This is a genomic window from Bacillus nitratireducens, assembly GCF_036320425.1.
Lineage (GTDB): Bacteria > Bacillota > Bacilli > Bacillales > Bacillaceae_G > Bacillus_A > Bacillus_A nitratireducens.
This window is the reverse complement of record NZ_JAUMJO010000016.1, coordinates 1-23,695: the sequence shown is the minus strand read 5'-3', so window position 1 is coordinate 23,695 and position 23,695 is coordinate 1. Positions and strand designations below refer to the sequence as shown.

Annotated in this window: 19 protein-coding genes and 1 pseudogene; 13 read left to right on the top strand and 7 right to left on the bottom strand. The window is 33.3% G+C overall.

All coding sequences use genetic code 11. From position 1 onward, the window contains the following. Positions 1-35 precede the first annotated feature (35 nt). On the bottom strand, positions 36-770 hold the full coding sequence (locus Q3V31_RS29110) for a terminase gpP N-terminus-related DNA-binding protein (RefSeq protein WP_090814441.1): 735 nt from the start codon (positions 768-770) through the stop codon (positions 36-38). A 1,848-nt stretch (positions 771-2,618) separates the two neighbouring features. Here Q3V31_RS29110 and Q3V31_RS29105 point away from each other — a divergent pair. The 7 genes and pseudogenes from Q3V31_RS29105 (at position 2,619) to Q3V31_RS29075 (ending at position 13,400) form a co-directional block, all read left to right on the top strand. After that, positions 2,619-5,033: a PAS domain S-box protein gene (locus Q3V31_RS29105; protein ID WP_329767603.1), complete on the top strand. Its 2,415-nt coding sequence runs from the start codon at positions 2,619-2,621 to the stop codon at positions 5,031-5,033. 350 nt (positions 5,034-5,383) lie between these two features. Further along, the gene (locus Q3V31_RS29100; protein WP_329767602.1) at positions 5,384-7,600 is read left to right on the top strand and encodes a binary toxin-like calcium binding domain-containing protein; all 2,217 of its coding nucleotides are present in this window, start codon (positions 5,384-5,386) and stop codon (positions 7,598-7,600) included. 373 nt (positions 7,601-7,973) lie between these two features. Further along, positions 7,974-8,687 carry a response regulator transcription factor gene (locus Q3V31_RS29095; RefSeq protein WP_329767601.1) on the top strand — a complete coding sequence of 238 codons (714 nt, stop codon included), beginning with the start codon at positions 7,974-7,976 and terminating at the stop codon, positions 8,685-8,687. Continuing rightward, complete coding sequence (locus tag Q3V31_RS29090; RefSeq protein ID WP_001239399.1) at positions 8,684-9,763, top strand: sensor histidine kinase; 1,080 nt, start codon at positions 8,684-8,686, stop codon at positions 9,761-9,763. Before Q3V31_RS29095 ends, Q3V31_RS29090 begins: the two co-directional genes overlap by 4 nt. 76 nt (positions 9,764-9,839) lie before the next feature. Beyond that, the gene (locus tag Q3V31_RS29085) at positions 9,840-10,337 is read left to right on the top strand and encodes a DM13 domain-containing protein (RefSeq protein WP_000824726.1); all 498 of its coding nucleotides are present in this window, start codon (positions 9,840-9,842) and stop codon (positions 10,335-10,337) included. A 585-nt stretch (positions 10,338-10,922) separates the two neighbouring features. Beyond that, positions 10,923-12,029, top strand: a pseudogene (locus tag Q3V31_RS29080) (hypothetical protein). A gap of 450 nt (positions 12,030-12,479) precedes the next feature. Further along, positions 12,480-13,400: an alpha/beta fold hydrolase gene (locus Q3V31_RS29075; RefSeq protein ID WP_329767600.1), complete on the top strand. Its 921-nt coding sequence runs from the start codon at positions 12,480-12,482 to the stop codon at positions 13,398-13,400. A 184-nt stretch (positions 13,401-13,584) separates the two neighbouring features. Here Q3V31_RS29075 and Q3V31_RS29070 read toward each other — a convergent pair whose 3' ends face one another. From Q3V31_RS29070 to Q3V31_RS29055, 4 genes are all read right to left on the bottom strand, one after another. Beyond that, positions 13,585-14,601: an alpha/beta hydrolase gene (locus tag Q3V31_RS29070; protein ID WP_329767609.1), complete on the bottom strand. Its 1,017-nt coding sequence runs from the start codon at positions 14,599-14,601 to the stop codon at positions 13,585-13,587. 349 nt (positions 14,602-14,950) lie between these two features. After that, positions 14,951-15,709, bottom strand: coding sequence for a DUF975 family protein (locus tag Q3V31_RS29065; RefSeq protein ID WP_097884416.1), 759 nt, complete (start codon positions 15,707-15,709; stop codon positions 14,951-14,953). Between the two features lie 885 nt (positions 15,710-16,594). Continuing rightward, positions 16,595-16,846: a hypothetical protein gene (locus Q3V31_RS29060; RefSeq protein ID WP_080029159.1), complete on the bottom strand. Its 252-nt coding sequence runs from the start codon at positions 16,844-16,846 to the stop codon at positions 16,595-16,597. Positions 16,847-17,328: 482 nt separating this feature from the next. Then, positions 17,329-17,466 carry a hypothetical protein gene (locus Q3V31_RS29055; protein ID WP_000283272.1) on the bottom strand — a complete coding sequence of 46 codons (138 nt, stop codon included), beginning with the start codon at positions 17,464-17,466 and terminating at the stop codon, positions 17,329-17,331. A 623-nt stretch (positions 17,467-18,089) separates the two neighbouring features. Between Q3V31_RS29055 and Q3V31_RS29050 the strand changes: the two genes are divergently transcribed. The 4 genes from Q3V31_RS29050 (at position 18,090) to Q3V31_RS29035 (ending at position 20,161) form a co-directional block, all read left to right on the top strand. Beyond that, positions 18,090-18,278 carry a hypothetical protein gene (locus Q3V31_RS29050; RefSeq protein ID WP_088010253.1) on the top strand — a complete coding sequence of 63 codons (189 nt, stop codon included), beginning with the start codon at positions 18,090-18,092 and terminating at the stop codon, positions 18,276-18,278. Positions 18,279-18,554: 276 nt separating this feature from the next. Then, positions 18,555-19,034 carry a DUF2975 domain-containing protein gene (locus tag Q3V31_RS29045; protein WP_097810300.1) on the top strand — a complete coding sequence of 160 codons (480 nt, stop codon included), beginning with the start codon at positions 18,555-18,557 and terminating at the stop codon, positions 19,032-19,034. 10 nt (positions 19,035-19,044) lie between these two features. Beyond that, positions 19,045-19,266, top strand: a complete 222-nt coding sequence (locus Q3V31_RS29040) for a helix-turn-helix domain-containing protein (RefSeq protein WP_002106955.1) — start codon at positions 19,045-19,047, stop codon at positions 19,264-19,266. A 109-nt stretch (positions 19,267-19,375) separates the two neighbouring features. After that, positions 19,376-20,161, top strand: a complete 786-nt coding sequence (locus Q3V31_RS29035) for a DUF817 domain-containing protein (RefSeq protein ID WP_329767599.1) — start codon at positions 19,376-19,378, stop codon at positions 20,159-20,161. Between the two features lie 359 nt (positions 20,162-20,520). On the opposite strand, the gene Q3V31_RS29030 is transcribed toward Q3V31_RS29035, so the two are convergent. Continuing rightward, the gene (locus tag Q3V31_RS29030) at positions 20,521-21,270 is read right to left on the bottom strand and encodes a glucose 1-dehydrogenase (RefSeq protein ID WP_329767598.1); all 750 of its coding nucleotides are present in this window, start codon (positions 21,268-21,270) and stop codon (positions 20,521-20,523) included. 139 nt (positions 21,271-21,409) lie between these two features. After that, on the bottom strand, positions 21,410-21,847 hold the full coding sequence (locus Q3V31_RS29025; RefSeq protein WP_329767597.1) for an Lrp/AsnC family transcriptional regulator: 438 nt from the start codon (positions 21,845-21,847) through the stop codon (positions 21,410-21,412). 142 nt (positions 21,848-21,989) lie between these two features. Between Q3V31_RS29025 and Q3V31_RS29020 the strand changes: the two genes are divergently transcribed. Both Q3V31_RS29020 and Q3V31_RS29015 read left to right on the top strand, forming a co-directional pair. Continuing rightward, positions 21,990-22,571 carry a DJ-1/PfpI family protein gene (locus Q3V31_RS29020; RefSeq protein ID WP_329767596.1) on the top strand — a complete coding sequence of 194 codons (582 nt, stop codon included), beginning with the start codon at positions 21,990-21,992 and terminating at the stop codon, positions 22,569-22,571. 136 nt (positions 22,572-22,707) lie between these two features. Next, positions 22,708-23,352: a LysE family translocator gene (locus tag Q3V31_RS29015; protein ID WP_329767595.1), complete on the top strand. Its 645-nt coding sequence runs from the start codon at positions 22,708-22,710 to the stop codon at positions 23,350-23,352. Positions 23,353-23,695 lie beyond the last annotated feature (343 nt).

Genomic DNA, 23,695 nt, shown 5'->3' with positions numbered 1-23,695 from the left:
AAAGAGGCCTGGGAATGTCCCGGGCCTCTTTTTTATTATGATTCCATAATAGATTTCATATACTCTATCATATTTTCGTTTAAATAATTCTCAATAAATAGGTGTTTTTTTGCTAAATCTTCCTCTTTTTTAAACCAACCAACTTTTTTAAAACGCTCTTCCTCAGGTTTTTCATTCCAGAGTTTTTCAGCTTGTCTTCTCAACTCTTTACGAGCCCTATGTTCAATTATTATGTTATCCATTCTTTCTTGTCTTTGGCGTTCTTTCATAGCAACTGGATCTTCAGGCTGAGGTAATGCTTTTAATACATTTTCAAATTTCTCTTGAAATTGTATTTCGATGTTTTGTAAATGTGCTTGGACTTTTTGTTCCACCAACTTTTCAATTGTCTCGGCTGCGTCCTGAAAATCAAATTGAGATAATATTTCGTTAGAGTGGTTTTCAGGAGATACTGGCCTTAGTTCGAATTGATGCGGTAAAAGTTCGATTATGGCATCTAAAGACCACTTTTCATCCCTTTTCTGCTTTATGAAAAGAGCTATATTTAAATCTAATGAATTATATAGTTTTTCATTTGTATTATTGGTTCTAAGAGTCCCGTGCAATCCCTTCTCTTCTAACGTATTAAACCAATTATAAACAGTATTATGGTGTCTACCTACTAACTTAGAAAACTCTGTTATTCGCCAGGCTTTTTCAAAAGCGTCTTCGTGTAATGAGTTCTCATCATCTACCATGGTTTGTTCGGATTGATTTCCCTGCTCAATCATAGTATTACCTCCTTAGCGGTATGTAATTTTGCTGATAAATGACATTAACATGAAATGTGAGATTAATATGTTAAGTGTTTTTCGACGGTACTAATAGGAATCCCTTTCTTATCTGGAATTAACATGAAAGATAACATTAACTTGTGATGCTTAAAGTGTTAACAGAACATTAACAAAGTGATACTTATTCATACTAAATGTCGATGTTTTGTTAACTGGGACTTAAAATGTATCAATGTTATATAGGATTAATGAAGTAACTTTGCCCTCATATCTTTATAAATTGTCGCTATGAGATTGACAGTTTTATTCACATACTATTAATGATAAGTAAATATAACCGATTTGTAAATAAATTATGAGGATATAGCATTGAACTTTCAAAAATAATAGGTATAAATATGATAAAAAGAGTACATATTATTAATAATTGTAGTATTAGCCTTTTCCATTGATAACACTTGAGAATATAGAACGGATATCTGTGTGACTAATAGAGTATATTGTCTCTTTTTAACTAATTCTAAGACTAGTAAAGTTATTTTCGGTAATAATTATTATAGTTTTGTAGGAACTTTAATACTAATAGTTAGTTAAGTTATCGGCTATTAGTAGTTTGAAACACCTCAAGGTACTATTTACTTCGTTGCTGAATAGCTGCAGCACTTAGTAAATAAGTGTTTTAATAGTAGGATCTATTCAGTCTTTTATTAATAAAAACCCTTATCTATCAACGTTTTGTTAATGTCTTGTTATCAAAAGAATTAAGGATAGTCGATATAAGATTAACAATTATGACATTCGGAGAGTTAACATGTTAATGTCGCTTGATATGTTAATGTACATTTCTGGTAAGTGTGCTAATTCGATTCTGTATAATGTCAATCTCATGTCAATACTTATAGGGAGAATCTCTTCATTTAAAGTATGGATCCTTCAATTATATGCCCAAGAGTAGATTTGAAATTTCTAAGTCGTATATTATAAAGTGATTTTGCTCATATCAATGTATTATTCTAGTCAATTGAATTCACTAGAATAGATACGGCTTTAATTGATAGTCTATATTTCTTAGTAATTTTCCAATCGGAACTTCTAATGATTTATAAAGCGCGATCCTTAACTAATGTGGATTTCCATATTTCAATTCTCGTCCTAATAAAGCCATAGTTTTATAGGCGTGTTGTTAATGTCTTGTTTTCATTAATACCGAATGCGGTCAACATGAGATTAACACTCTTGTTCTTTTGATGGGTAATATGTTAATACCTGTTGATATGTTAATCTCATTCCTGCTATGTATTTCGATCCTACTTCGCTAAATATCAATCTCATGTTAATACCTTGCAAGAAGAATATCTGTGTAAGAAGTACTAATTCTTTAATTGTATATTTAAAATCGGATTGGGAATCTATAAGTTACATGTTACAAAAAACTATATATATCAATTTCCGTTCTAATAGACCTATGGTTTATCCATGTATTGTTAACTTCTTGTTAGTACTAATATCAAGGGAGTTGACATGAAGTTAACATTTTTATTCTATTTAAGGTTAACATGTTAATATCTGTTGATATATTAATCTCAATTCGGATCTGCATTTTGATCCTTTTTCGCGAAATGTTAATCTCATGTTAATATCCTTCGAGAAGAATTTTTTATAAGGAATACTAATTCTTCAATATTTATACCGATTCTGCAACTTTTTAGAGTAACAGTATCAGTATGTCCAAGATTTAGAGATTACTTACACATATTTTGAATTTTTTGCACCTGAACCGTTTATATTTTTTGTAGGATTTTTTGCTTTTTTGTCGAATACACTTAATGCAAGGAGGGACATTACATGATTATTAAAGACTATTTCATCAATCTATCTATTTTTTCTTTATTAGTTAGCGCAGCAATATTTATTCAAGTGTTTACGATTCATTCCAGGCGATATTTTGAAAAATTCTATGGAGGGATTATCGCAGTTACTTTGATGTTCTTTTCTTTTCCGTATATGGGATTTTCCTACGATCTTAGAGTTGTTCCTCTTATTTTATCTTTTATTTACTTTGGTCGCATTGCTGGTTGGATTACATTAATTAGCATTATTATAATGCGTATCTTTTACATTGGTGGGTATTGGGAGCCACCTGTGATTGCATATTTAAGTATGAGTATCCTATTTGCTACTTTTAAAACATATTTTAAAAATCTTCATCCTTTTAAAAGTGCATCTTTATATTTTTCTGTTTTTGTCGGAATAAAGTGGTTAGTTGGTGTATTCTTTAATACTACATTGCTTTACACTGGGGGCCTATTATATATAGCTTTAGGACTTTTAATTGGGCTATTTCTTATGGAAGCTTACCAGAGATTGTATTATTTAACACAGGACTTATCTAAAATGAATCGGGAATTAAAAAAATCGAAGCAAGAACTCACAGAAACCGTACATGAGCTTCAAGGGGGGATTTTTAAATTTAAAAAAGTAGGTAAGCACTTTATACACACTTTATGTGATGGACAGTTTTATTATCAAAACGGATTTTATTCTGAACAGGTGGTAGGAAAAAGCTTACGCACTATTGATGCTTCTATTGTTCCTCCACATTTAGTTCCACAATTGATGAAGTATTATCTTCAGGCATGGGAAGGGAAAGAGATTATATTTGAATTACCCTGGCCAAATGATAAAACTATTATTCTTATTGCGCTTAGGCCGATTAAACGAAATGGACAAGTTATTGAAGTTGTTGGTTCTACAGTCGATATAACCGAAAGGAAAAAGGTAGAATCAGAATTAAGAGCAACAAAAGAGTTACTGGAATCATTTATAAAGCATAATGTAGATGCTATTACCATATCTGATCGAGAAGGGCATATTTTACAAGCAAATAAAGCTTATGAAAAGATATTTGGGTGGTCATCACAAGAAATCATAGGTAAGAGATTACCTTGTGTACCAGATTTTTTAATGGATGAATCACTTGAAAATATTCAGAAAATTCTAACAGGCGAATCCGTAGTTACTAGATTAGAAACTGTTAGACAACATAATGATGGAAGTCTTCTTGATGTCAGTCTGACAGTTTCCCCTATACTAGATGTAAGAGGAAATGTAATAGCTTTATCAGCAATATGTAGAGACATCTCTGAAAGAAAACAAGCAGAAAGAGAACGGCATCGATTACACCAACAATTAAGAGATAGTGAAATGAAGTACCGTGCACTAATCGAACAAGCAACTGATGCAGTATATGTAGTAGAGCTAAATGAAGATCATGTTCCAAGTCGATTTATTGAGGTAAACCCTGTTGGGTGTAAGAGATTTGGATATAGTAGAGAAGAGCTGCTCTCGTTGCCATTTTCAAATGCTGTACCACAAGATTCTCCAATGATCATAAGGTTTTTAAAAAAAATTAGAGAGGGACAGACTTCCTTCACTTTGCAAGATGAATATGCTTTTCCAACAGGGAAAATAATAACAACCGAGTTTAGTGTCCGTGTTTTTAACCTAAATGGTAAAAAAGTTTTCTTAAGCATCTCTCGTGATATTACTGAACGGTTAAAAACAGAAGAATTGCTCCGAAAATCTGAAAAACTCGCTGTCGTAGGACAATTAGCGACTGCAATGGCTCATGAAATTAATAATCCATTAACCGCAATGAAAGGGTTTATGCAATTACTAAAATCTACGGAAAATGAGAATAATCAGGGTTATATAAATATAGTATCATCAGAGATTGAGCGTATAGAAAGTATTACAAATGAATTTATGGCGGTAGCCAAACCACAGGTGGTAAAGATACGACCTAATGACATTAGTGTGCTAATCGATCAAGTTTTAATGCTACTACAACCTCAAGCATTGATGAATAATATACAAATTAGAACAGATCTTATACCCGGTATTCCATTGATTCCATGTGAAGGAAATCAATTAAAACAAGTATTTGTTAATATTTTAAAAAATGCAATTGAATCCATGCCAACAGGAGGGGAAATTCTGATTCAAATTGATAATCTTGAAAATGATCAAATAGGCATTCGTTTTATCGATCAAGGATGCGGGATTCCAAAAGAACGTATACCATATCTCGGAGAACCTTTTTATAGTATTAAGGAAGAGGGGATTGGCCTAGGGTTAATGATCTGTTATAAAATTATCGAAACACATCAGGGAAAGGTATTTATTGAGAGTGAAGTGGATAAGGGAACTATAGTTGAAGTCACTCTCCCTATTTGTATTAGGAAGTGCCATGTCACTTAGATTGGTTTCTCAGGAGAATATGCGAAACCTAAGATGTCTTCTACTGTAAACACTTTAGAAGATTATCGAGTAAAGGACACATCTAAAAACTAAATTTATTGTTAGTGAGCAGTTAGCTTTAGCTAGCTGCTTTTTTGTATATATTGTAATCGATTCTTCATTTTACTGCTTTTTTGATGTTTCATATACAAATCATATAGCCTTACAAAATTCTGTAAGTGTTTTGTAATATTTACGAGAGACTTTTTTAACAGTTATGAGAGAGAAATGAAAGGTTTGTTATATATGATGAAATTAATCTTACTAGTAGGTGTTCTAACTCACTTAGAAATCAAGGAGGAAAAATAGCAATGAAAAAATTAAAGCCAGCACTTAGTGTATTAGGTAGTGTATCGATGGCACTGACTTTAGCATCTCCTGCCTTAGCAGATGTAAAACAGCCGAATCCAGGAAGTACAGTTGAAATATTCAAAGAGAATGCAAATGCAAAAAAAGAAGATAAGGATTTCACGCTCGGATCTGATGGGGAAATAGGTTCGCTCATTACACAAAACATTGAAATGGCAAACAACGATTGGGACAAAGATGGTATTTCTAACGACTTAGAGATTAATGGATATAAAATTGAATTCAATTCACAAACTGGGAAAAATGAAGCGAAAGCATGGGATCCCGAGAAGGATAAAGGGAAACCAAAATTTATATCGAATCCTATGAATGCAAATACGGATGGTGATCCTTTTACTGATATGTATGAAGTTGAGAATTATAACAATGATTCTGATACTAATTTCAATCCGATAGTTGCCAATATGCCAAATTTACAAATTGGTGTCAAACGAATTGAAGTAATTCCTATTGCAACCATTACGGATAATAATGGTGGATCAGTTAGCAGAGGATGGGAAAAAAGCGTATCTACACAACATTCATTTAATGTGGGTCTAAGTGGTTCAGGTGGTGTAGAAGGCTCAGCAGCCGGTCCTGTTCCTTCCGGAAGTGTTTCAGCAAACGTGGGATACGGATATTCAAAAACAACTACTGAAACGGAGAGTTATACAAATAATTTTGATTGGTCTACCGCAACAACTGTGGATACAGCGAACGCAGCAAAAGTACGGGTACATCTGGAATATAAGAATGTAGGCACAGCATCCGCTGAAAATGTATCGCCTCATTTTAATATTCGTTTAGGAAACAAAATTATTAATACTGTAAAGGCAACACAAGATCGTTATAAGGCAAACTATTTAAGTACAGAAAAAGGTGGACGGAATAAAACAGAAGTAGTAATTGACAGTTTAGAGGGACAAGCAGATGCGAATATTGTCTTATCATTGGATGAATTGAAAGCTGTTGAACAAGGGGAAATTCTTTCGATTGAAGTTTTACCTACAAGTACAATGGATTTATCCATCGAAAAAGGTGAAGAAGTTATGCATTTGGGGGATTCAGGGAGATATGAATCTAGAGTAAATGCAGCTACAGAACAATTAGAAACAGATATGGGGAATATACCAAAGTTTAGGGTGTATACTCCTAAAGACAAATCCCTTGCTGATAAGTCAGTTTTATCCTATAACGAAGTTTTTCAACATATTAATATAGATACGAATAAAGTAAAGCATATTGTAAACAAGGCTAAAAGTAATAATCAAGTATCAGTGGTTTCAGATAATAATGGAACTGATGCATTGAACACTTTAAAAGCGGGGCAAGGGGATCGCGGTTATTTACATAAAGACTCTGTACACGGTGCTTTTGCAAAACTACAGCAACCAACATTAGCAGAAGGTAGTTATGATCCTGTTACGCAAAAGATCCGGGCATCAATCTTACCTGGTTTATTTGGGGTGAGCAACGAAATCTCTACTACTTATAGCAAGAAATGGAATGCTCCTTCACAAACAGTAACACTAGTTAAACGTGAGAATGGATATACATATGAGTCTAGAGAAAATATACACCCTATTAAATCTGAAATTGCAGCGCACAGAAAAGTTACATTTGAAATCAATGACGCAAACAATCTAACGCCTACACAAAAGATTGATACCGAAATTAAAGCTAATAAAGAATTTGAAGATTATGTAGTAGATAATTCAGGTGAATTTGTTACAGAAGGAGCTCCATATACTGTAGCTTCATATGGAAATACAGCTTATTGGGGAAGTCATCACGCCGGGAATAAATGGGAGTATCTTTGGGCTGAGAAATCTAACGATGAAAAAGTGAATGTAATTATTGAAAGAGTAGGTCAACCTAAACCTGGAAAACCAATTAAAAAGGATGAAGAGGTATTCATTAAATTCCAAAATCCTATTTATTCAGATTATGCATATTTAAAACTTCAAGATAGTTATATCCATTTAGATCAAAAACAGAACGCAAGTACTTTTAAATTTAATCATGCATACCCAAAGAACTTCACTGGACACCATAAGCAATGGAACATACTATCTAATGGTAACAAGTTAAAGGTAGGATATTTAATCGATTATATGAAATATGGTAATGGAGAGAATGGGATTGATACTATAGCGTGGAATCTATCAAGAGTTCAGTAATAGTTAACAGTTCTATTGCTAAGTTTGAAAAAAGAACCGGTAATGAACTGAATCCGAAAAGTTTGATTCAAAAATTTAGGCTACTAACAGGGAATGAGTTCGATATTGAATCGGACTCATTCCTTTTAATTTATATGATTTAGATACTACTATTTTAAATACTTATCTAGTCATATAAGTAATCAAATGTTAAGATTACTATCTGAATTACATAAAAATTTTTCTGAATTTTCATTCGTTTAGAGGCCGAAATCTGGAATTCTGATTTATTGAGGCGATCAGTTTTTACATCTTTACCTATAAAGATATATTTATTGGATAATAGAAAAAATAATTTTTTTTGTTATTGGTGAAAAAGAAGTGAGGATAGTATATGAAGAAAAGAATTTTAATCGTAGAAGATGAAGCAAATATTCGAGAAGTATGCAAACGGTATTTAGAAAGAGAAGAATATGAAGTATATACCGCTGTAAATGGCAAAGAAGGTTGGGATGTATTTCTTACGCATCAACCAGATTTAATTATATTAGATTTGATGATGCCGAAAAAAGATGGATGGGAATTATGCGAGGAAATTCGTCAACAATCAAATGTCCCTATTATTATGTTAACTGCTAAGGGAGAGAAAAGGGATCGAATTTTAGGCTTAACAATGGGGGCAGATGATTATTTAACAAAGCCATTTTCTCCTCGTGAATTAGTATTAAGGATTCAAATTATACTTAGAAGAGGAAGCCAGGTACCGATACAAGCAAAAGAATCTTTAGTGGAAGTGATAGAATTTCCAGATTTAAAAATATATCCAAAGACAAGATATGTACTTGTTTGTGATAAGGAAGTGGAGTTAACGGTGAAAGAGTTTGAGGTACTTTATCTCATGGCAAAGCATCCAAAACAAGTATTTTCTCGCTCGCAGCTTCTTGAACTAATTTGGGATTTTGGGCATGAAGGGGCATCAAACACAGTTACCGTGCTAGTGAGTCGTTTACGTGAAAAGCTCGAGAAGCATACAATAAAGAATCGTTGGATTCATACGGTTTGGGGTATAGGATATCGCTTTGAGCCAAATGGAGGAAATGAAGCATGAGATTACGTATTCAATTGTTACTCATGAATTTATTAAGTACCAGTATTATGGTAATTGCTATATGGTATAGTGAGACGAAAATGTTACTTGAACCGGAACAAACGCGGTTATTAACAGTAATTGCATTTGTGGCATTTATTATTTCAACGTTTATTTATTGGTTAATGACACGTCCTATCATGAGATCTATACAAAATTTAATAAAATTGACGAAACAATTTAGTGATAGACACTTTGAAACGATGTATATAATTGGGCAAGAACCACGGGAGTTTAAAGAATTAGCAACAGCCTTTCAACAGATGGCAAAAAAATTAGAAGAAGGGTTTACTAAGTTAGAGGAACAGGAAAAATCCCGTAAGGAGCTAATTACCAATATCTCACATGACTTACGAACACCTATGGCTAGCATGCAGTTGATGATAGAAGCATTACAAGATAACCTGATTGAAGATCCTGAAATGAAAAAGCAATACCTAGCGACGATTTTAAAAGAAATAGAAAGATTAAGTGGATTAATTAACGACTTATTTGATCTTTCAAAGTTAGAGTTTGAGCAAGTAGATTTTCACCCAAGTTTCACACATTTAGATAAAGTCCTATTAGATGTATTAGAGTCACATTCTGTCTTATTAGGAGACAAACAAATCCATGTGCAATTGGATGTTCCAGATACATTACCTCGACTTTTGATTATGCCTTGTAAAATTGAAAGGGTCATAGGTAATTTATTACATAACGCAATTCGATATTCTCCTGTCTCTGGAACAATTGAATTGACTGTACAGGAAAATAAACAAACTCAACAGGTCCAATTCACTTTGAGGGATGAAGGAATGGGAATTTCTCCAAATGATCAATTACGCGTATTTGAACGTTTTTTTAGAACAGATCGATCAAGAAGTTCGCAATCTGGAGGATCCGGACTTGGATTAGCTATTGCAAAATCATTGATTGAAATGCACAAAGGGGAAATTGGTGTGAGGAATCGCGCAGATGGTAAGCAGGGAAGTGAATTTTGGTTTACTCTTCCCATCACATCAGAAAAAAATAAAACGGCTGAAAGACTTTTGTAACATTTACGTTAGAAAAATGAAAGACCTTCTTGTTAGCATACTACTACACAGTATGTTACAGGAGGTTTTTTACTTTATGAAAAGAAAATATGTATGGTTTATAGGTGGTTTGATAATTGTATTGGGGATTTTATGGTCATTGTTCCGACCAGAGAAATTATTTATTGATAAGCACGTCAATGAAGTATTGCCACAAACAGAGGTGAAATCAACTGAAGTAAAGAAACAAAGTGATCGAGTAATAAGTGAAGGGCAGTTTCAAAACGGTGTCCATGAAACAACTGGAACGGCAAAAATTTATCAACTAGCGGATGGAAAACGTGTTTTACGACTTTCTGATTTTGCAACATCTAATGGGCCAGATGTACGAGTTGTATTAGTTCCTACAAATCGTTTGAAAAATAATGAAGACGTGAAAAACTATCAGTATATTGAATTAGGAAAATTAAAGGGAAATAAAGGAGACCAAAACTACGAAATTCCTGAAGGGATAGATGTAAGTGTATATGGTTCGGTTTCTGTTTGGTGTAAGAGATTTAATGAAAACTTTGGTGCGGTTTATTTTAATAATTAAGCATGAGCTTAAAAGTTTTCCTCTTACTCAAAGGAGAGATTCATATGGGATATGGTGGTAGTTGCGGCGGATTTAGTTGCTAAGAAGGGCACTCATAAGAGTGCCTTTTTTATATCTTTTAATTTTTGTATATTTCGGAATTACCGGACGTTTACAGAGAGGTTTTATTCGTGCACAAATGGTTTTAAGAGTATGCCAGGAGGTCTTTGATTTATCAAGAAAAATTAAATTTAAAATGCATAATATACAGAAGCCACTTGAGGGGAGGAATATTTCCTCATTGGTTTTATTATTTGGGTGGAAAACGTGTTCCTATTTGGTTCGCGGTGATGCCAGCAACAGGTGCATCTGTTCTCCTCATTCTTGCAGGATTAAAAATAAGTCCGATTATCATTTCAAAAATATTGGACGGTTCCATCAATACTGGAAATTGGGGAGAATTAGGGCCTTCACTATTTCCGCTACCATGGGGAATAGCATTAGGGCTAGCGACCATATCTTACTGTCAAAGGAGGCGCGGGCAGTGTAAATATTGTAGAAGGTTCTATCGTTATCACTTTCTAAAAAAGGAGTTGTTCTTTCGCGATGTCGAATACCGAGAAGAAAAGCGAAAACGAAATTCATATTTTTAGATGGTTATCATTATGGCCCAAATGGATTGGTTATACGGCGGTGGTTTGGTCATTGATGTATTTGATATTAGGTCAGTATTGGGCATTGGGAGGAAAGGGGTTTCCATTTGGAATAGGGGATCCACAACCTGAATACTCAATGCTAGCTGGTTTGAGGCCTGAGACTGGTGCACCTATAATGGCTGGCTTTAGCTTAATGGGGGTCATTGTAGCTGGCATGATGATTCGTGGCTGGGGCAAGAGCCTGTTACGAATAGTATTACTCATATTTGTGTATATGTTAGTAGCGATTCTATTATTTGCAGTTATTGACTACCGTGTTTTGGCGTCTGCAGCATATGGATTTATCTTTTTGATTGGAGCGCCATTTAATTTTCCGCATGGAGTTAAATTTTTTGAACAGATGATGTATTGGACGATTATAAATCAGTATATAAGTATGCTAGGAGCTTTTCTATGGAGTGCGACTGCCTTAGTCTATCAACGCCAAACACGAAATGCTTGTTCGTATTGTGGCCGAAATAGTAACCACTCAATGTGGACATCACAATCCTCAGCAATATCTTGGGGGAAATGGTGCACTTACGTTGCTATAATAATTCCAATCGGTTATTCCATAACAAGATGGTGTTGGGCTCTAGGCATTCCACTTGGAACTACCAAAGAATTGCTTGATTCTTTTGAGCGTGATTCACCTGGAATTTGGTTAATGGGCGCGTCCTTAGCTATCGTAGCTCTCGGAGGGGCAATTCTTACGCTGGGACTTATTCAGCCCTGGGGAGAAATTTTCCCGCGTTGGTTTCCGTCTATTGCTGGTAGGCGTGTACCTCTTTCATTAGCGATTATTCCTGCTTCACTGGTTTCTATAATGGTTACTTCAGCTGGTTTGATGTACATCCGGGGATTTATCAATAAAGGGGGCCTAGATCATAGGGGATGGGCATTGGAAGGTCCAGAGTTATAATGGCCAATTTGGGGAGTGGCTCTGTTTGGTGCTACGATTGCTTACTATTATCGGAGGCGTGGTATGTGTAAATATTGCAAACAGGTTATAAAGTGAAAATTTATTTAGTGCGGAAGCGTACTGCCCGCGAATAGCAGGATAAATAATGTGCTACAGGAAAACAAACTCTTTTATAACTTAATTTTGAAGGAACAGATACGCTTTTCCTTTTATCGGCTCGTGAAGAAGTATGTAAATCAGAATTTATAATTTAAAAGTCAGCTTAAAGCAATTGCAATGAGTACTTTGAATTGTAATCTTAAGTGAATAAAAAAAGAGAAGAACTCACCACTGTTCTTCTCTTTTTTTTATATGTAATTAGGGTTTCCATAACTATAGATATGGATGGCGTAAATTAATGGATGAATAATTTACTCTTAAAATTATAACAGAATAAATAAAGATTTTTATATGTAATATTGCATATAAAGGGTTAATTTTTAAATAACAAAAATATATTTCGATAAAAAGGAGCCATTGGTGAAATGATGTGTGGCGCTTTTTCATATGGCGAATTTGTTTCTTAGTTATTTCTTGCATTTTATATTATTTTCCAATCATGTAAGGTTAAGGGGAATGACAGAGGAAAGGGAAGATTTAAAAATGAGCGTAGTAAAAAATGGAACATTGCAAGTACCTGGAGCGAACATCTATTATGAGGTCCGCGGTGCAGGTCCGCTCCTTCTTTTAATCCATGGTGGAGGTGGTGATGCTGACAAGTTTCATAATCTCGCTAACCATCTTGCTGACCGGTATACTGTTGTTACTTACGATCGACGTGGCCACTCGCGTAGCATTCTCGCTAATCAAACAGAGGATTATCAAGTAGAGACACACAGTGATGACGCTCACTGCCTACTAGCTAAACTGACCGATGAACCAGCGTACATATTCGGAAGTAGCTCTGGTGCCGTCATCGGACTTGATTTATGCATACGACATCCGGAACAGATTCGGATGATTATCCCACACGAACCTGTTTTATTGCAGCTTTTATATGACAATGAGCTTGTACAGGCAAAACAATTCTTGAAATATCTTAAGGAGAATCATCGAAATGAAGTTGTAAAGTTACTATCAATTTCAGAAGTGGATACTAACAATTGTGGGCACTTGAAGGATGGGAAAACAGAGCGTCTTTTAAGTAATTCAACGTACTTTGTTGAGCATGAAATTCCGGGGATAATAAACTATTCGCTAGCCATTGATGCATTGAAGGCTAGATTAAAATCTTCACCTATGCAAGTGCTTCCAGCTGGCGGAAGTGCCTCACGAGAATTTTTTGCTTACCGGTGTTCGGCCGTACTAACTGAACTATTGGGAACAAAGTTTGTGGAGTTTCCTGGGCATCATGGGGCCTACAATTCAGAGCTTCATCAAGCGTTTGCTGAAAAACTACACAATATTTTGAAGGCCGAAAATACTTAACGTGAATGCCTTAAATAACATCATTTGGTGTGGGATTTTCCTTCTTGGAGTAAATATCAAGACAAAGATATTAACACTGAACTAAACCTAAGAGGCGAAGCTAATCGTCTCTTAAACGTAGGAATTATGGGGATAGTATAATGAAAGAGAGTCCGATAAAATCTGTACTTATTCATCTCCCACTTTAAGGTGAATTTGCAGGTAAGTGGGAGTAGTTCAATCGATTCTGAATAAAATTGATAGTATCAGTCGCAATTTTTTTACGTTTAAGAACAATCCCAGCATGTCCGCATGTATAAATATATCGCGTAGGTCTTTCCCAGGATTTCCACAAGTAGTCCGTGTCCTCAGAATGTACGTATAGATCGTGCTTACCTGAAATTAATAAAATATTTTCTTTTTTTACTTTTGGTAATGCTTGACTCGGTTCAGTGATTTTCCAATAATCTATTAAATCATCATAAGTTACACCATGGTGTTCCAAGTCTTCTTTAATAAACTTACCTGGATTTGTCTTCCAAATAGAATAAGAAAGTCGATTCGCGTAGAAAATGGATGCTAATACATCAATCTCTGGTTCAACCAGAGCTGTTAGGTTAGTAATAAACCCACCTAAACTGATTCCTATTAGAATCAGGGGACCTTTTTTATTTGCTTTAATCCATTTGATCAAAGTTCGTAAATCAGCTACCGCTTGTCTAGTTGCTTGTACAGTTCGTTCAATATGGGCACTTACCATGTATTCTCCACTGAAAAGGGATTGTTCAGGTTCTCTTTCAAAATGATAGGGTAGAGTGGAATAATACATATTCCAGCTCAAGCTGTTCATAGGGTCGTGAAATATTTTTTTTACACGTTCGTTAGAATCCATTCGCCAACCATGAACAAAGATGACATGAGGTGTATCTTCATTTTTATGTAAGTATACTTCTCCAGTTACAGAGTCGTTGCGTGAATCACCAGATTGAACTGAACTTTTATATTTGAAGTGTCCAACTAAGTATTCCTTTTCCTGTTGTGAATGCTTCATGTCAAAATGAATGTCAGATGGTGTTGCTTTATAAAAGGAATCTATGTCCTTTACACTTAGTGAGGTGTTAGAAAGCGAAGCATACTGAAACTCTGCACTTCTTTTTTTATGCAAATCATACAAGGCGTATCGATCAATGAGTTTTGAAAAAATCAAATTAGCTTCCTCCAACATACATATGGTTTAAAACATGGGCAAAATTCATGTTTTATTTATTCTGTAAATTAATTATAAAATACTAAAAGGATTATTCATCATGACTAGTCTAAATGAATTTCTAGAAGAAAACCAATGTATAAAATATTCTTTTTTCCTATTAATAGGTGCATAAAACCATAAATAATTTATACTGAAATCTAAAAAGCAAGTTAATATTCTTATTAATATAAGAGAACATTAACTTGCCTTTAACTTTAAGAATAACCAAAATGCTTAAGTTGATGGATATGTGGTGCTACTCCATTAGAGAAGATATGTAAGCTATTATTAATTCTAAATTAATTCAAACTAACAGATGCTTCTAGTTAACTCTTAGTTCTTCCATATTATTTTCCCTTTTAGATAAATTTAAGTAGAAGTGCGATATTGTGGTAGTGTAATATGGATTAATCCAAAGGTATGGGATATTTAGTGTAAATATTCCTACCAAAGAACCTAAAATAAACCATCCGATAAAACTCAACCATGTTATGAATAAATCTAATTTATGTCCTTGCATCATTTCTTTACTTTTTTTAATCGCTTCACTTGCTGTATATTCTGGATTTTCTATTAAAATATAGTACGCCATAGAATAAGAGAAAAATTTTATAATACCTGGAACAATTAATAATAAACTCCACAAAAAAATAAGTATAGTCTGCAAGATACCTAACTTCAAAGATCTAAATAAATTATTTTTCTTAAATCCTTCAAATAAATCACTAATTGTAGTTGATTCTTTTTTTGCTAAACGCAAAGTGAAATTATTATAGCCGTAACTCATAATGCTTTGTGTAGCAATATAAATAATAAATATAATAGCCCACATAATTACAGTAGCAAGTCCTAGAAAAAAGACGGCTGATGAGTCAGCTATTGCTTCTCCTGTTACCGAGTACTCTACAAAACTATCGGGATCTATCATTCCAATAATTAAGCTAAACAGCATAAATATTAAACAGCCAATAATAAACATACCAATTGCAGGAATTCCATAATAAAGACACGTTACTCCTACTCCTAATCCCCAATTTCCCTTTATTGAAGATAAGGCTTCTTTTTTTAAGTCACTAATCATGTTAGTCCAACCCCTCAATTTCTTTATCACATTATATGTGAATTTTTTATGACAAATAGAATGATAACATTTTTTGGGTAAAATAACATTATCTACATCTGTGGAAATTAATTTAGAATTAAAATATCTGTAAAAGGTAATGAAAAACTACTTAAAAAACGTTACCTTTATATAAAAATATACCTTAAGTTAATGGATATGTGGTGGTACCTCTTAATGAAAATGATTAAGTCATTCTATTTTTTTAAAAATAGTTAAGAGAAAGGTTACTTACTGTTCAAACAATATTGAAATAAACAATAAGGCATGCGTAGTATGTCTATTGTTGTTTAGTTAATAAAATTAAAATCATTTGTAAAAAATGTTAAATTTATAATTACACATAAGAAAAAGAATTCCTTAAGATTCTGGAATTCTTTTTCTTGTTTAAAGTTTGCTCACACAAATGATCTGCACAGCAATTCATCTTTGATATACGGATCATTTGTATGAAAAGTTATTCCTAATAATTGTGTAATAATGAACTTACATTCCTGATTTTAAAGGTTCTGTTACAAATTTTAAAATTACCATTGCGATTTCCATTTCCATATTATTTCCTCCTCTACTTATGCGTTAAGATATGATGCATCTTTATGCTTTCATAGTGGTAAGCGTTTATATTGATATCTATACATTTCTATATGCAATATTGCATCTTAAAACCAACTTTTATACTGTTATAATGATAGAGAAAAATTCTACAGCATTTTTCGAAATACTAAACAACAATTGAAAACGAAATTTCTCGTAAATAAAAAAGGAAGAGAATGATAAAAATTCTCTTCCTTTTTTATTTCTTCATAGATTTAGTGATATAGGAGATATGTCCGGAATACATTTCAACTACATAATTCTTCCAATCACCCAAATAAAAGGTATTAAAAATACTAACATATTTAATATTATCCCGATTTCCGCTCCGATATTTCTATCTACTTGATAGGAAAAAATAGCTAGGATAAATCCAATTGGACAAAGAAATACAGGTAAAAGTATAGAAACTCCAAAAAATTTAGTTAAAATAATTTTGTATGCAACATTCACAATGGATACAATTGATAAAACCGGTATTATAATCGATATAATTGTGCCTATTCTATTTTTTTAATCATAATAGCCTCTTTTTTTGTTTAAATAAAATATATTTCCCAATATGATTATAAAGGAAAAAACACTGTCATTAAGCTAGTGTTTTTTCTTTCTTGATAAGAAGCATATAAATAATAAATTATTACTGATAAGATAAATACAAATAATACATAGTTATATAATTTTGCTGTGCCATTCATTATTTTCACTACATTACTTAATAGTCCAATTGTACAAAGACTGAATATCACCTTTGTGGATACTTTAAAATTAATTGAATATCATTAATATGCAAATGTTAAATTTTAAATGATTTATATAAAATTAAAATAATTTCATGTAAATTATTTTCGTATCAAAGGGTGCACCTTTTGAAGTAGGGGTACAGCCACATGCCCACCAACCTAGCAGATGAGCTTGCCCCCAAAATGATATAAACGAACTTTGTTATTAGAAAAGACATAAAACAATAAACACGTAATTCATATTTATTTTTGTTGTGGACGATAAAAAGCATCTACCAATTGATTATACTCGCTTCTTGAAATTTCTTTATTATACAGTTTAATTAATAACTCTTTATGCGCTTTCGAAAACGCTATTTTATCAATAAATTTTGGATACATACGATCATTTTCTCCCCGTCTGATAAATTATTCTGTTGCATTTCGTCTATTTCCTCTGAATATTTTTTTAAAAAAACCAACAATGATTTATGAAATATTACATATCGAAATGATTGGACATTTTGTAAGTGCTTACTATTACGAAAATGACAACAACTCTTCATTTCTCCTATGAAGAGGGTGAAACAAAAACATAAAACCATTATATTTAAAGTTTAATCTACATGAATCGACATGAAAAGACTTTTTTTAGACGAGATTATATATAATTTTATGTAATTGTACATATCCAAAGAAAGTAAAAAAGTATTTAAAATGCCATTATATTAAAATGAAGGACTTTGAAACTATTTTACTGAAAATGATTATGGTGAGCTTTAAATAATAAAAAGAAAACAAAAGCTGAACCTTTCAATAGAAATTAGGAATGACGGTGTTATTAAAAGTATTAATGAAGAAGATGACTTTGTTTTAACGATAGAAAAGTTAAGCGCCTATAACGGGTGTCTGTTTATTATATATAAATTATATAATAAACAGTAATGTGAATAAGATAGACAATTGGATTAAAAAATGTATATATCTCTTGGGTGATTAATTCAATTCAAGGGGAACACAGTCCGATGCGAAAAAAAGATTTAATAAGACAATGGAAAGCGGATTTACAGGAGATTGCTAAAGAAAAGGAGAAAGAGAGAAAAGAAAAAAAGAAGCGTAAGAAATACTATATTCCTGGTAGCTCATTTCATTTCATGACTAGCAAGGATACTTATCACAAGAAGAATGGGGTTTGGAAACAAAAAAACAATTAAATGTGAGTGTAAATAAGTTTCGATTAAATTTACTATTACTATTTTAGGCGCTGCCGTGATCGGCTTAGCGTCTTATTTGTTGTTAAGAGAAGAGAAATCAAATAGTTAAAAGAGAGAGCCTTCCTTTGTAATGAGGAATGCTTTTTATATTTTTTCTAAAATCAACAAAATAATAATATAACAACAAAAAAATAATATAAAAAGATATATATTTATTGATAAACGATAAATAGGGTGTTAAAATCAAATTTACATTAAATAAGTGATGTGCTTTTTATGGAACGAGTATCAACGCTCTTTTTAAAGGTAGCTGTTTTTATGATAGGACTACCAGTTTTTGCTTTATGTATATTTTTAGTGCCCCATATGGCGAATTTCGCAACAAAATTGTATCCAAATATTGCCCCAATGAAATATCTCGTTTTCATCGTAATGTATGGAGCGGCTATACCTTTTTACTGTGCTCTCTATCAGGCTTTCAATCTTTTACGGTACATTGACGAGAACAAAGCGTTCTCGGAATTATCTGTAAAAGTGTTGAAGAACATAAAGTGCTGTGCGATTACAATCAGTGGTTTGTATGTATTAGGTTTGCCACTCTTTCATTTTATAGCGAAGAAAGTTGACCCTCCTATTGGATTAATGGGAATCATCATTATTTTTGTTTCGTTGGTTATCGCCGTTTTTGCTGCTATCCTTCAGCGGCTTCTACAAGAAGCGATTAACATAAAATCAGAAATTGATTTGACGGTCTGAGGTGAAGGATATGACAATTATTATTAATATTGATGTGATGTTAGCAAAACGAAAAATGAGCGTAACAGAGCTTTCGGAGAGGATTGGAATTACTATGGCGAACCTCTCTATATTGAAAAATGGAAAAGCAAAAGCAATTAGGCTTTCAACTTTAGAGACAATTTGCAAAGCATTAGAATGTCAACCCGGAGATGTTTTAGAATATCGTCTTGATGAAGACACGCAAGATTAATAGAGTAGAGATATTTAGCGTTAATAGGAAAAGAAAGATATCTTTCTCAGTGTTGTATAAAAGGGGAGTTACTTATGAATTTAACCATACAAAAATGGAGGTTCAAAACATGAGAGCACTAAAACAGCTCGTACGTTTTGGTTGGGAGCAGGCTCTATCATGTTTGTTTCCTGTCGTTATTTTTGCCTCTTTGGCTTTTACAAAATTCCTGCCACTTCCCTTCCTGCCACGTTATGACTGGCTACTTATCATCTGCCTTTTGATGCAGTGGTGTATGGTGCGTTCTGGGCTGGAAACACGTGATGAACTAAAGGTTATCACATTGTTCCACCTTATTGGACTTGCTCTTGAACTTTTTAAGGTACATATGGGATCCTGGTCTTATCCAGAGGAAGGATATTTCAAAATTTTTGAAGTGCCCTTGTATAGCGGATTCATGTACGCAAGTGTGGCGAGTTTTCTTTGTCAGGCGTGGAGAAGATTAAAGGTTGAACTGGTTAAGTGGCCACCGTTTTTGGTAGTAGTAACACTTGCATCTGCGATTTATTTGAATTTTTTCACCCACCATTATTGGATTGATGTTCGTTGGTGGTTATCTGGACTTGTAATTATTGTTTTTTGGCAATCATGGGTCACATACGAGGTTAATGGAACTCGTTACCGTATGCCACTCGCACTTTCTTTTGTGCTCATTGGATTTTTTATATGGATAGCCGAAAATATCGCAACGTTCTTTGGCGCTTGGAAATATCCAAACCAAACCGATGCATGGAGTCTCGTTCATCTAGGAAAGGTAAGTTCATGGCTCTTATTAGTGATTGTTAGCTTTCTTATAGTAGCTACGTTAAAGCAGGTTAAGGGAGAGGTAACAAAAGGTGGTTTTCCACGTGTCTAATTTATACTCTAAGGGATTCTCAAAACTTAATAACGGGCTAGCGTCAGGAAAGTGTGGATTTACAACGTTAAGAAAATTTCAATATTAAAAATCCAAATTTCACAGCTTAAAAATGAGAAATTAGGCTTTTCATTGTTCCATTAAAGCGCCTTTCAATAGAATAACTTTATTATTAATTAACAGATTTTTAATCCAAAAGAAAAACCGAAATCCCTTCTTTATTAGAGGTAGGAAATTCCGGTTCATCTTTTTTATAAACAGTTCAACTTTATTTTAAAGTCACATGATGATTCGGTAAATCACCTTGGATAAAGTAGGTTTTATTGATACCGAATCTGTAGTTCTTGATTGATTACCGCCTATTCCTCATACATCATTTTCCTCGTCATACCACCGTCTACGACGAGGTTTATACCTGTAATAAAATCATTTTCATTGGCTGTTAAATAAAGACAGGCTCGTGCAATATCATCTGGTTTTCCTACACGCTTTGATAGATGCTGTTCATGATCAATTTTACTTAATTTTGAATAATCTCCTGTTTCAATCCAACCTGGGGAAATAGCATTCACGGTAATCCTATCTTCGCTAAATGAGGCTGCGAGCGCATGTGTAATGGCAACGATCCCGCCTTTTGTGGCAGCATAAGATTCTGAATTTGGCTCAGACATAATCGCCCTTGTAGAGGCGATATTCACAATAGATCCACCTTCTTTGTTATGACGCATATACTTTGCTGCTTCACGTGAACCCAAGAAAACGCTTCTTAAGTTTGTGTTAATCACTTCGTTCCATTCTTCTAGCGAAATATCGTAAGGAGACTTGAATAACTCTTTTCCTGCATTATTGATTAAAATATCTATCTGACCGTATGTTTGATTAGCTACTTCCATTAATCGAACAATATCTGTTTCGAGCCTTACATCTGTTTGTACGAAAAGTGCTTCTTTACCCTGTTCTTTTATCTCAGTAACTGTTTTTGTACCTGCTTTTTCGTCTATATCTGCTAAAATAACATTGGCCCCTTTTTCTGCATAATGTAAAGCAATTCCTCTCCCGATTCCATTTCCAGCCCCTGTTATGATCACTGATTTATTAGAAAAATCCATTGTAATTACACTCCCTTTTAAAAAAACATAATATTTTTGTTTTTTAATATAACATACAAAAAGTATCCTTCTCCAATTAATACAAATCCTTTTTATATCCTTCTGCGTAAGCAATAGTTAATTGATTATACCAGTATTTTTATTCTTCACTAATAAAGGGAGCAATTATTTTTTTTTCATAAGAAGATAACACGATATTCGTTGATGGCGTACCATATTGCATTGAATCATCAATAAATTGTTCTAAACTTTCCACAGAATGTGTTGCTATTTTGACAATATAGCTAATTTCTCCTGCTACTCTGTAACACTCAAGTACATCTGGATGATTATAGCAAAAGTTAGCTAATGATTTACAATCCTTTGATTTAAACAGTATAAGTGCAGAAATTGGACGGTTTATTTTTTTTAGAGAAACATGTGCATGGTAACCTTCAATAATTTGTTGTTCCTCTAACTTTCGTACTCGCTCAGTTACTGACGGAGAAGATAAGTGAACGGCTTCTGCTAAATCCTTCATTGAAATTTTTGCATTTGACTGTAATAGTTCCACGATTTTTTTATCAATTTGATCCATAAATTATCCAACCTTTTTTTATAAAATAGAATAACCTAAATTCCTTATATAATAAAGTCAAACAATCGAATATCCTTATTGAACTTATTTATCAACCTTCTATATTTGTATAAAATAAGGGTATCAGGAGGCGATTTACGATATGAAAAAGATTTTATTATTATTAGCTGACGGATTTGAAGCAGTAGAAGCTAGTGTATTTACAGATGTACTAGGTTGGAATAAATGGGAGGGAGATGGATCAACTGAGATTGTAACAGTTGGTCTTCGGAATAAATTAACCTGTACTTGGAATTTTACTGTCATACCCGAAAAAACAGTTGATGATATTCAATTAGATGAGTTTGATGCACTAGCTATTCCAGGAGGGTTTGAAGAAGCTGGTTTTTATCAGGATGCATACAGTAGAGAATTCTTACATGTTATTCAACATTTTTATGCCAAGCAGAAGCCTATTGCCAGTATTTGTGTTGCATCATTAACGCTTGGTAAAAGTGGAATTCTTACAGGTAAAAAAGCTACCACATACAGTCATCCAACGAGTAAACGAAAAGAGCAGTTAAAGAATTTCGGTGCAATAGTACAAAATGATTTAATTGTTCAAGATGGAAATATTATTACATCTTCAAATCCAGGTACAGCTTTTGATGTTGCGTTTTTATTACTTGAAAAACTAACATCTAAAAAGAATGCTGAACATGTAAAGGATCTTATGGGATTTTAGGCATTTATCTTCTTGTGAGTTTTTGGTGCTTGCTAGAAGTAATGTGAAAAGTCGCCGTGCTCTAGCTCTATTTGCTGAACCCGAGGAAAAAGAAAAAGGGTTTGATTATTACAATACTTATAATAGGAGAATTTTTATGATTATAACACTATTCACATATATTTTATTAGGTTTATCTTTAGCGATACCTGCAGGTGCTATGACAGTCCAAATGACTAAACAAGGAATGAGAAATGGTTTCGTACATGGTTGGTTTGTAGGTATAGGAGGAATGACTGTAGATTTATCTTTAATAGTTCTGATTTATCTAGGATTCTCCAGTGTATTAACCAATCCATGGGTACAAACAGTTATGTGGCTATTAGGTTTTGTATTTTTAATGTTTATTGGAATAGAAAGTATTAAAGAAGCAAAGTCAGAAGTTAACATGGAGGGAGAAGATCCTAATAGATCTTTATTATCGGCTTATTTATCTGGTTTTATGATTGCTATATCACCGGCTAATATTGTATTTTGGATAGGGGTCTTTGGTCCGGTTCTAGTTTCTTCATTAGGTAATGCAAGTACATCTACATTTATATTAATAGCTGTAGGTATTTTATTGGGTATCTTTATGCATGATATGATCTTATTAAGCTTTGTTCATTTTACTAGACGTTTTCTAAATCCAACCTTTATTAAAAGGGTTTCTATATTTGCCGCAATAGTCCTATTTGGATTTAGTGGTTATTTTGGTTACGAGTTTATAAAACAAGTAATGACTTTTATCTCAAAAGCATAATTGCTATAAACTTAAATAGGGTGGTTATAATGTAGATGAAAAAGATACGTATTTTAAACCTAAACTTAACTGTAAATATATTATATCACGTAGGCAACCCCTCAGGAATTCGTTGATCCCTGAGGGGTCTTTAAATTCCCTACACGTTGCCTTTAGAAAAAAGAAACGACCTCCACTATAATTGACGTTGTATGAGCTTAGCTTGATAGCGATGGGGTACCACCCCATTGCCATCAACCTAAGAAAACAATTTACCCCCAAAACGAAAAAAATGACTTTGTTTTAAAGTTGCAAATGATTTTTGCTCTGAAGTATTTTTCTTTTTTAGTTGTTAGACGAGAAT

Excerpts from the sequence above, each read along its gene's own strand:
- Q3V31_RS29110 (WP_090814441.1), bottom strand. The coding sequence starts at position 770 with ATGATTGAGCAGGGAAATCAATCCGAACAAACCATGGTAGATGATGAG.
- Q3V31_RS29105 (WP_329767603.1), top strand. The coding sequence starts at position 2,619 with ATGATTATTAAAGACTATTTCATCAATCTATCTATTTTTTCTTTATTA.
- Q3V31_RS29100 (WP_329767602.1), top strand. The coding sequence starts at position 5,384 with ATGAAAAAATTAAAGCCAGCACTTAGTGTATTAGGTAGTGTATCGATG.
- Q3V31_RS29095 (WP_329767601.1), top strand. The coding sequence starts at position 7,974 with ATGAAGAAAAGAATTTTAATCGTAGAAGATGAAGCAAATATTCGAGAA.
- Q3V31_RS29090 (WP_001239399.1), top strand. The coding sequence starts at position 8,684 with ATGAGATTACGTATTCAATTGTTACTCATGAATTTATTAAGTACCAGT.
- Q3V31_RS29085 (WP_000824726.1), top strand. The coding sequence starts at position 9,840 with ATGAAAAGAAAATATGTATGGTTTATAGGTGGTTTGATAATTGTATTG.
- Q3V31_RS29075 (WP_329767600.1), top strand. The coding sequence starts at position 12,480 with ATGGCGAATTTGTTTCTTAGTTATTTCTTGCATTTTATATTATTTTCC.
- Q3V31_RS29065 (WP_097884416.1), bottom strand. The coding sequence starts at position 15,709 with ATGATTAGTGACTTAAAAAAAGAAGCCTTATCTTCAATAAAGGGAAAT.
- Q3V31_RS29055 (WP_000283272.1), bottom strand. The coding sequence starts at position 17,466 with ATGTATCCAAAATTTATTGATAAAATAGCGTTTTCGAAAGCGCATAAA.
- Q3V31_RS29050 (WP_088010253.1), top strand. The coding sequence starts at position 18,090 with ATGCGAAAAAAAGATTTAATAAGACAATGGAAAGCGGATTTACAGGAG.
- Q3V31_RS29045 (WP_097810300.1), top strand. The coding sequence starts at position 18,555 with ATGGAACGAGTATCAACGCTCTTTTTAAAGGTAGCTGTTTTTATGATA.
- Q3V31_RS29040 (WP_002106955.1), top strand. The coding sequence starts at position 19,045 with ATGACAATTATTATTAATATTGATGTGATGTTAGCAAAACGAAAAATG.
- Q3V31_RS29035 (WP_329767599.1), top strand. The coding sequence starts at position 19,376 with ATGAGAGCACTAAAACAGCTCGTACGTTTTGGTTGGGAGCAGGCTCTA.
- Q3V31_RS29030 (WP_329767598.1), bottom strand. The coding sequence starts at position 21,270 with ATGGATTTTTCTAATAAATCAGTGATCATAACAGGGGCTGGAAATGGA.
- Q3V31_RS29025 (WP_329767597.1), bottom strand. The coding sequence starts at position 21,847 with ATGGATCAAATTGATAAAAAAATCGTGGAACTATTACAGTCAAATGCA.
- Q3V31_RS29020 (WP_329767596.1), top strand. The coding sequence starts at position 21,990 with ATGAAAAAGATTTTATTATTATTAGCTGACGGATTTGAAGCAGTAGAA.
- Q3V31_RS29015 (WP_329767595.1), top strand. The coding sequence starts at position 22,708 with ATGATTATAACACTATTCACATATATTTTATTAGGTTTATCTTTAGCG.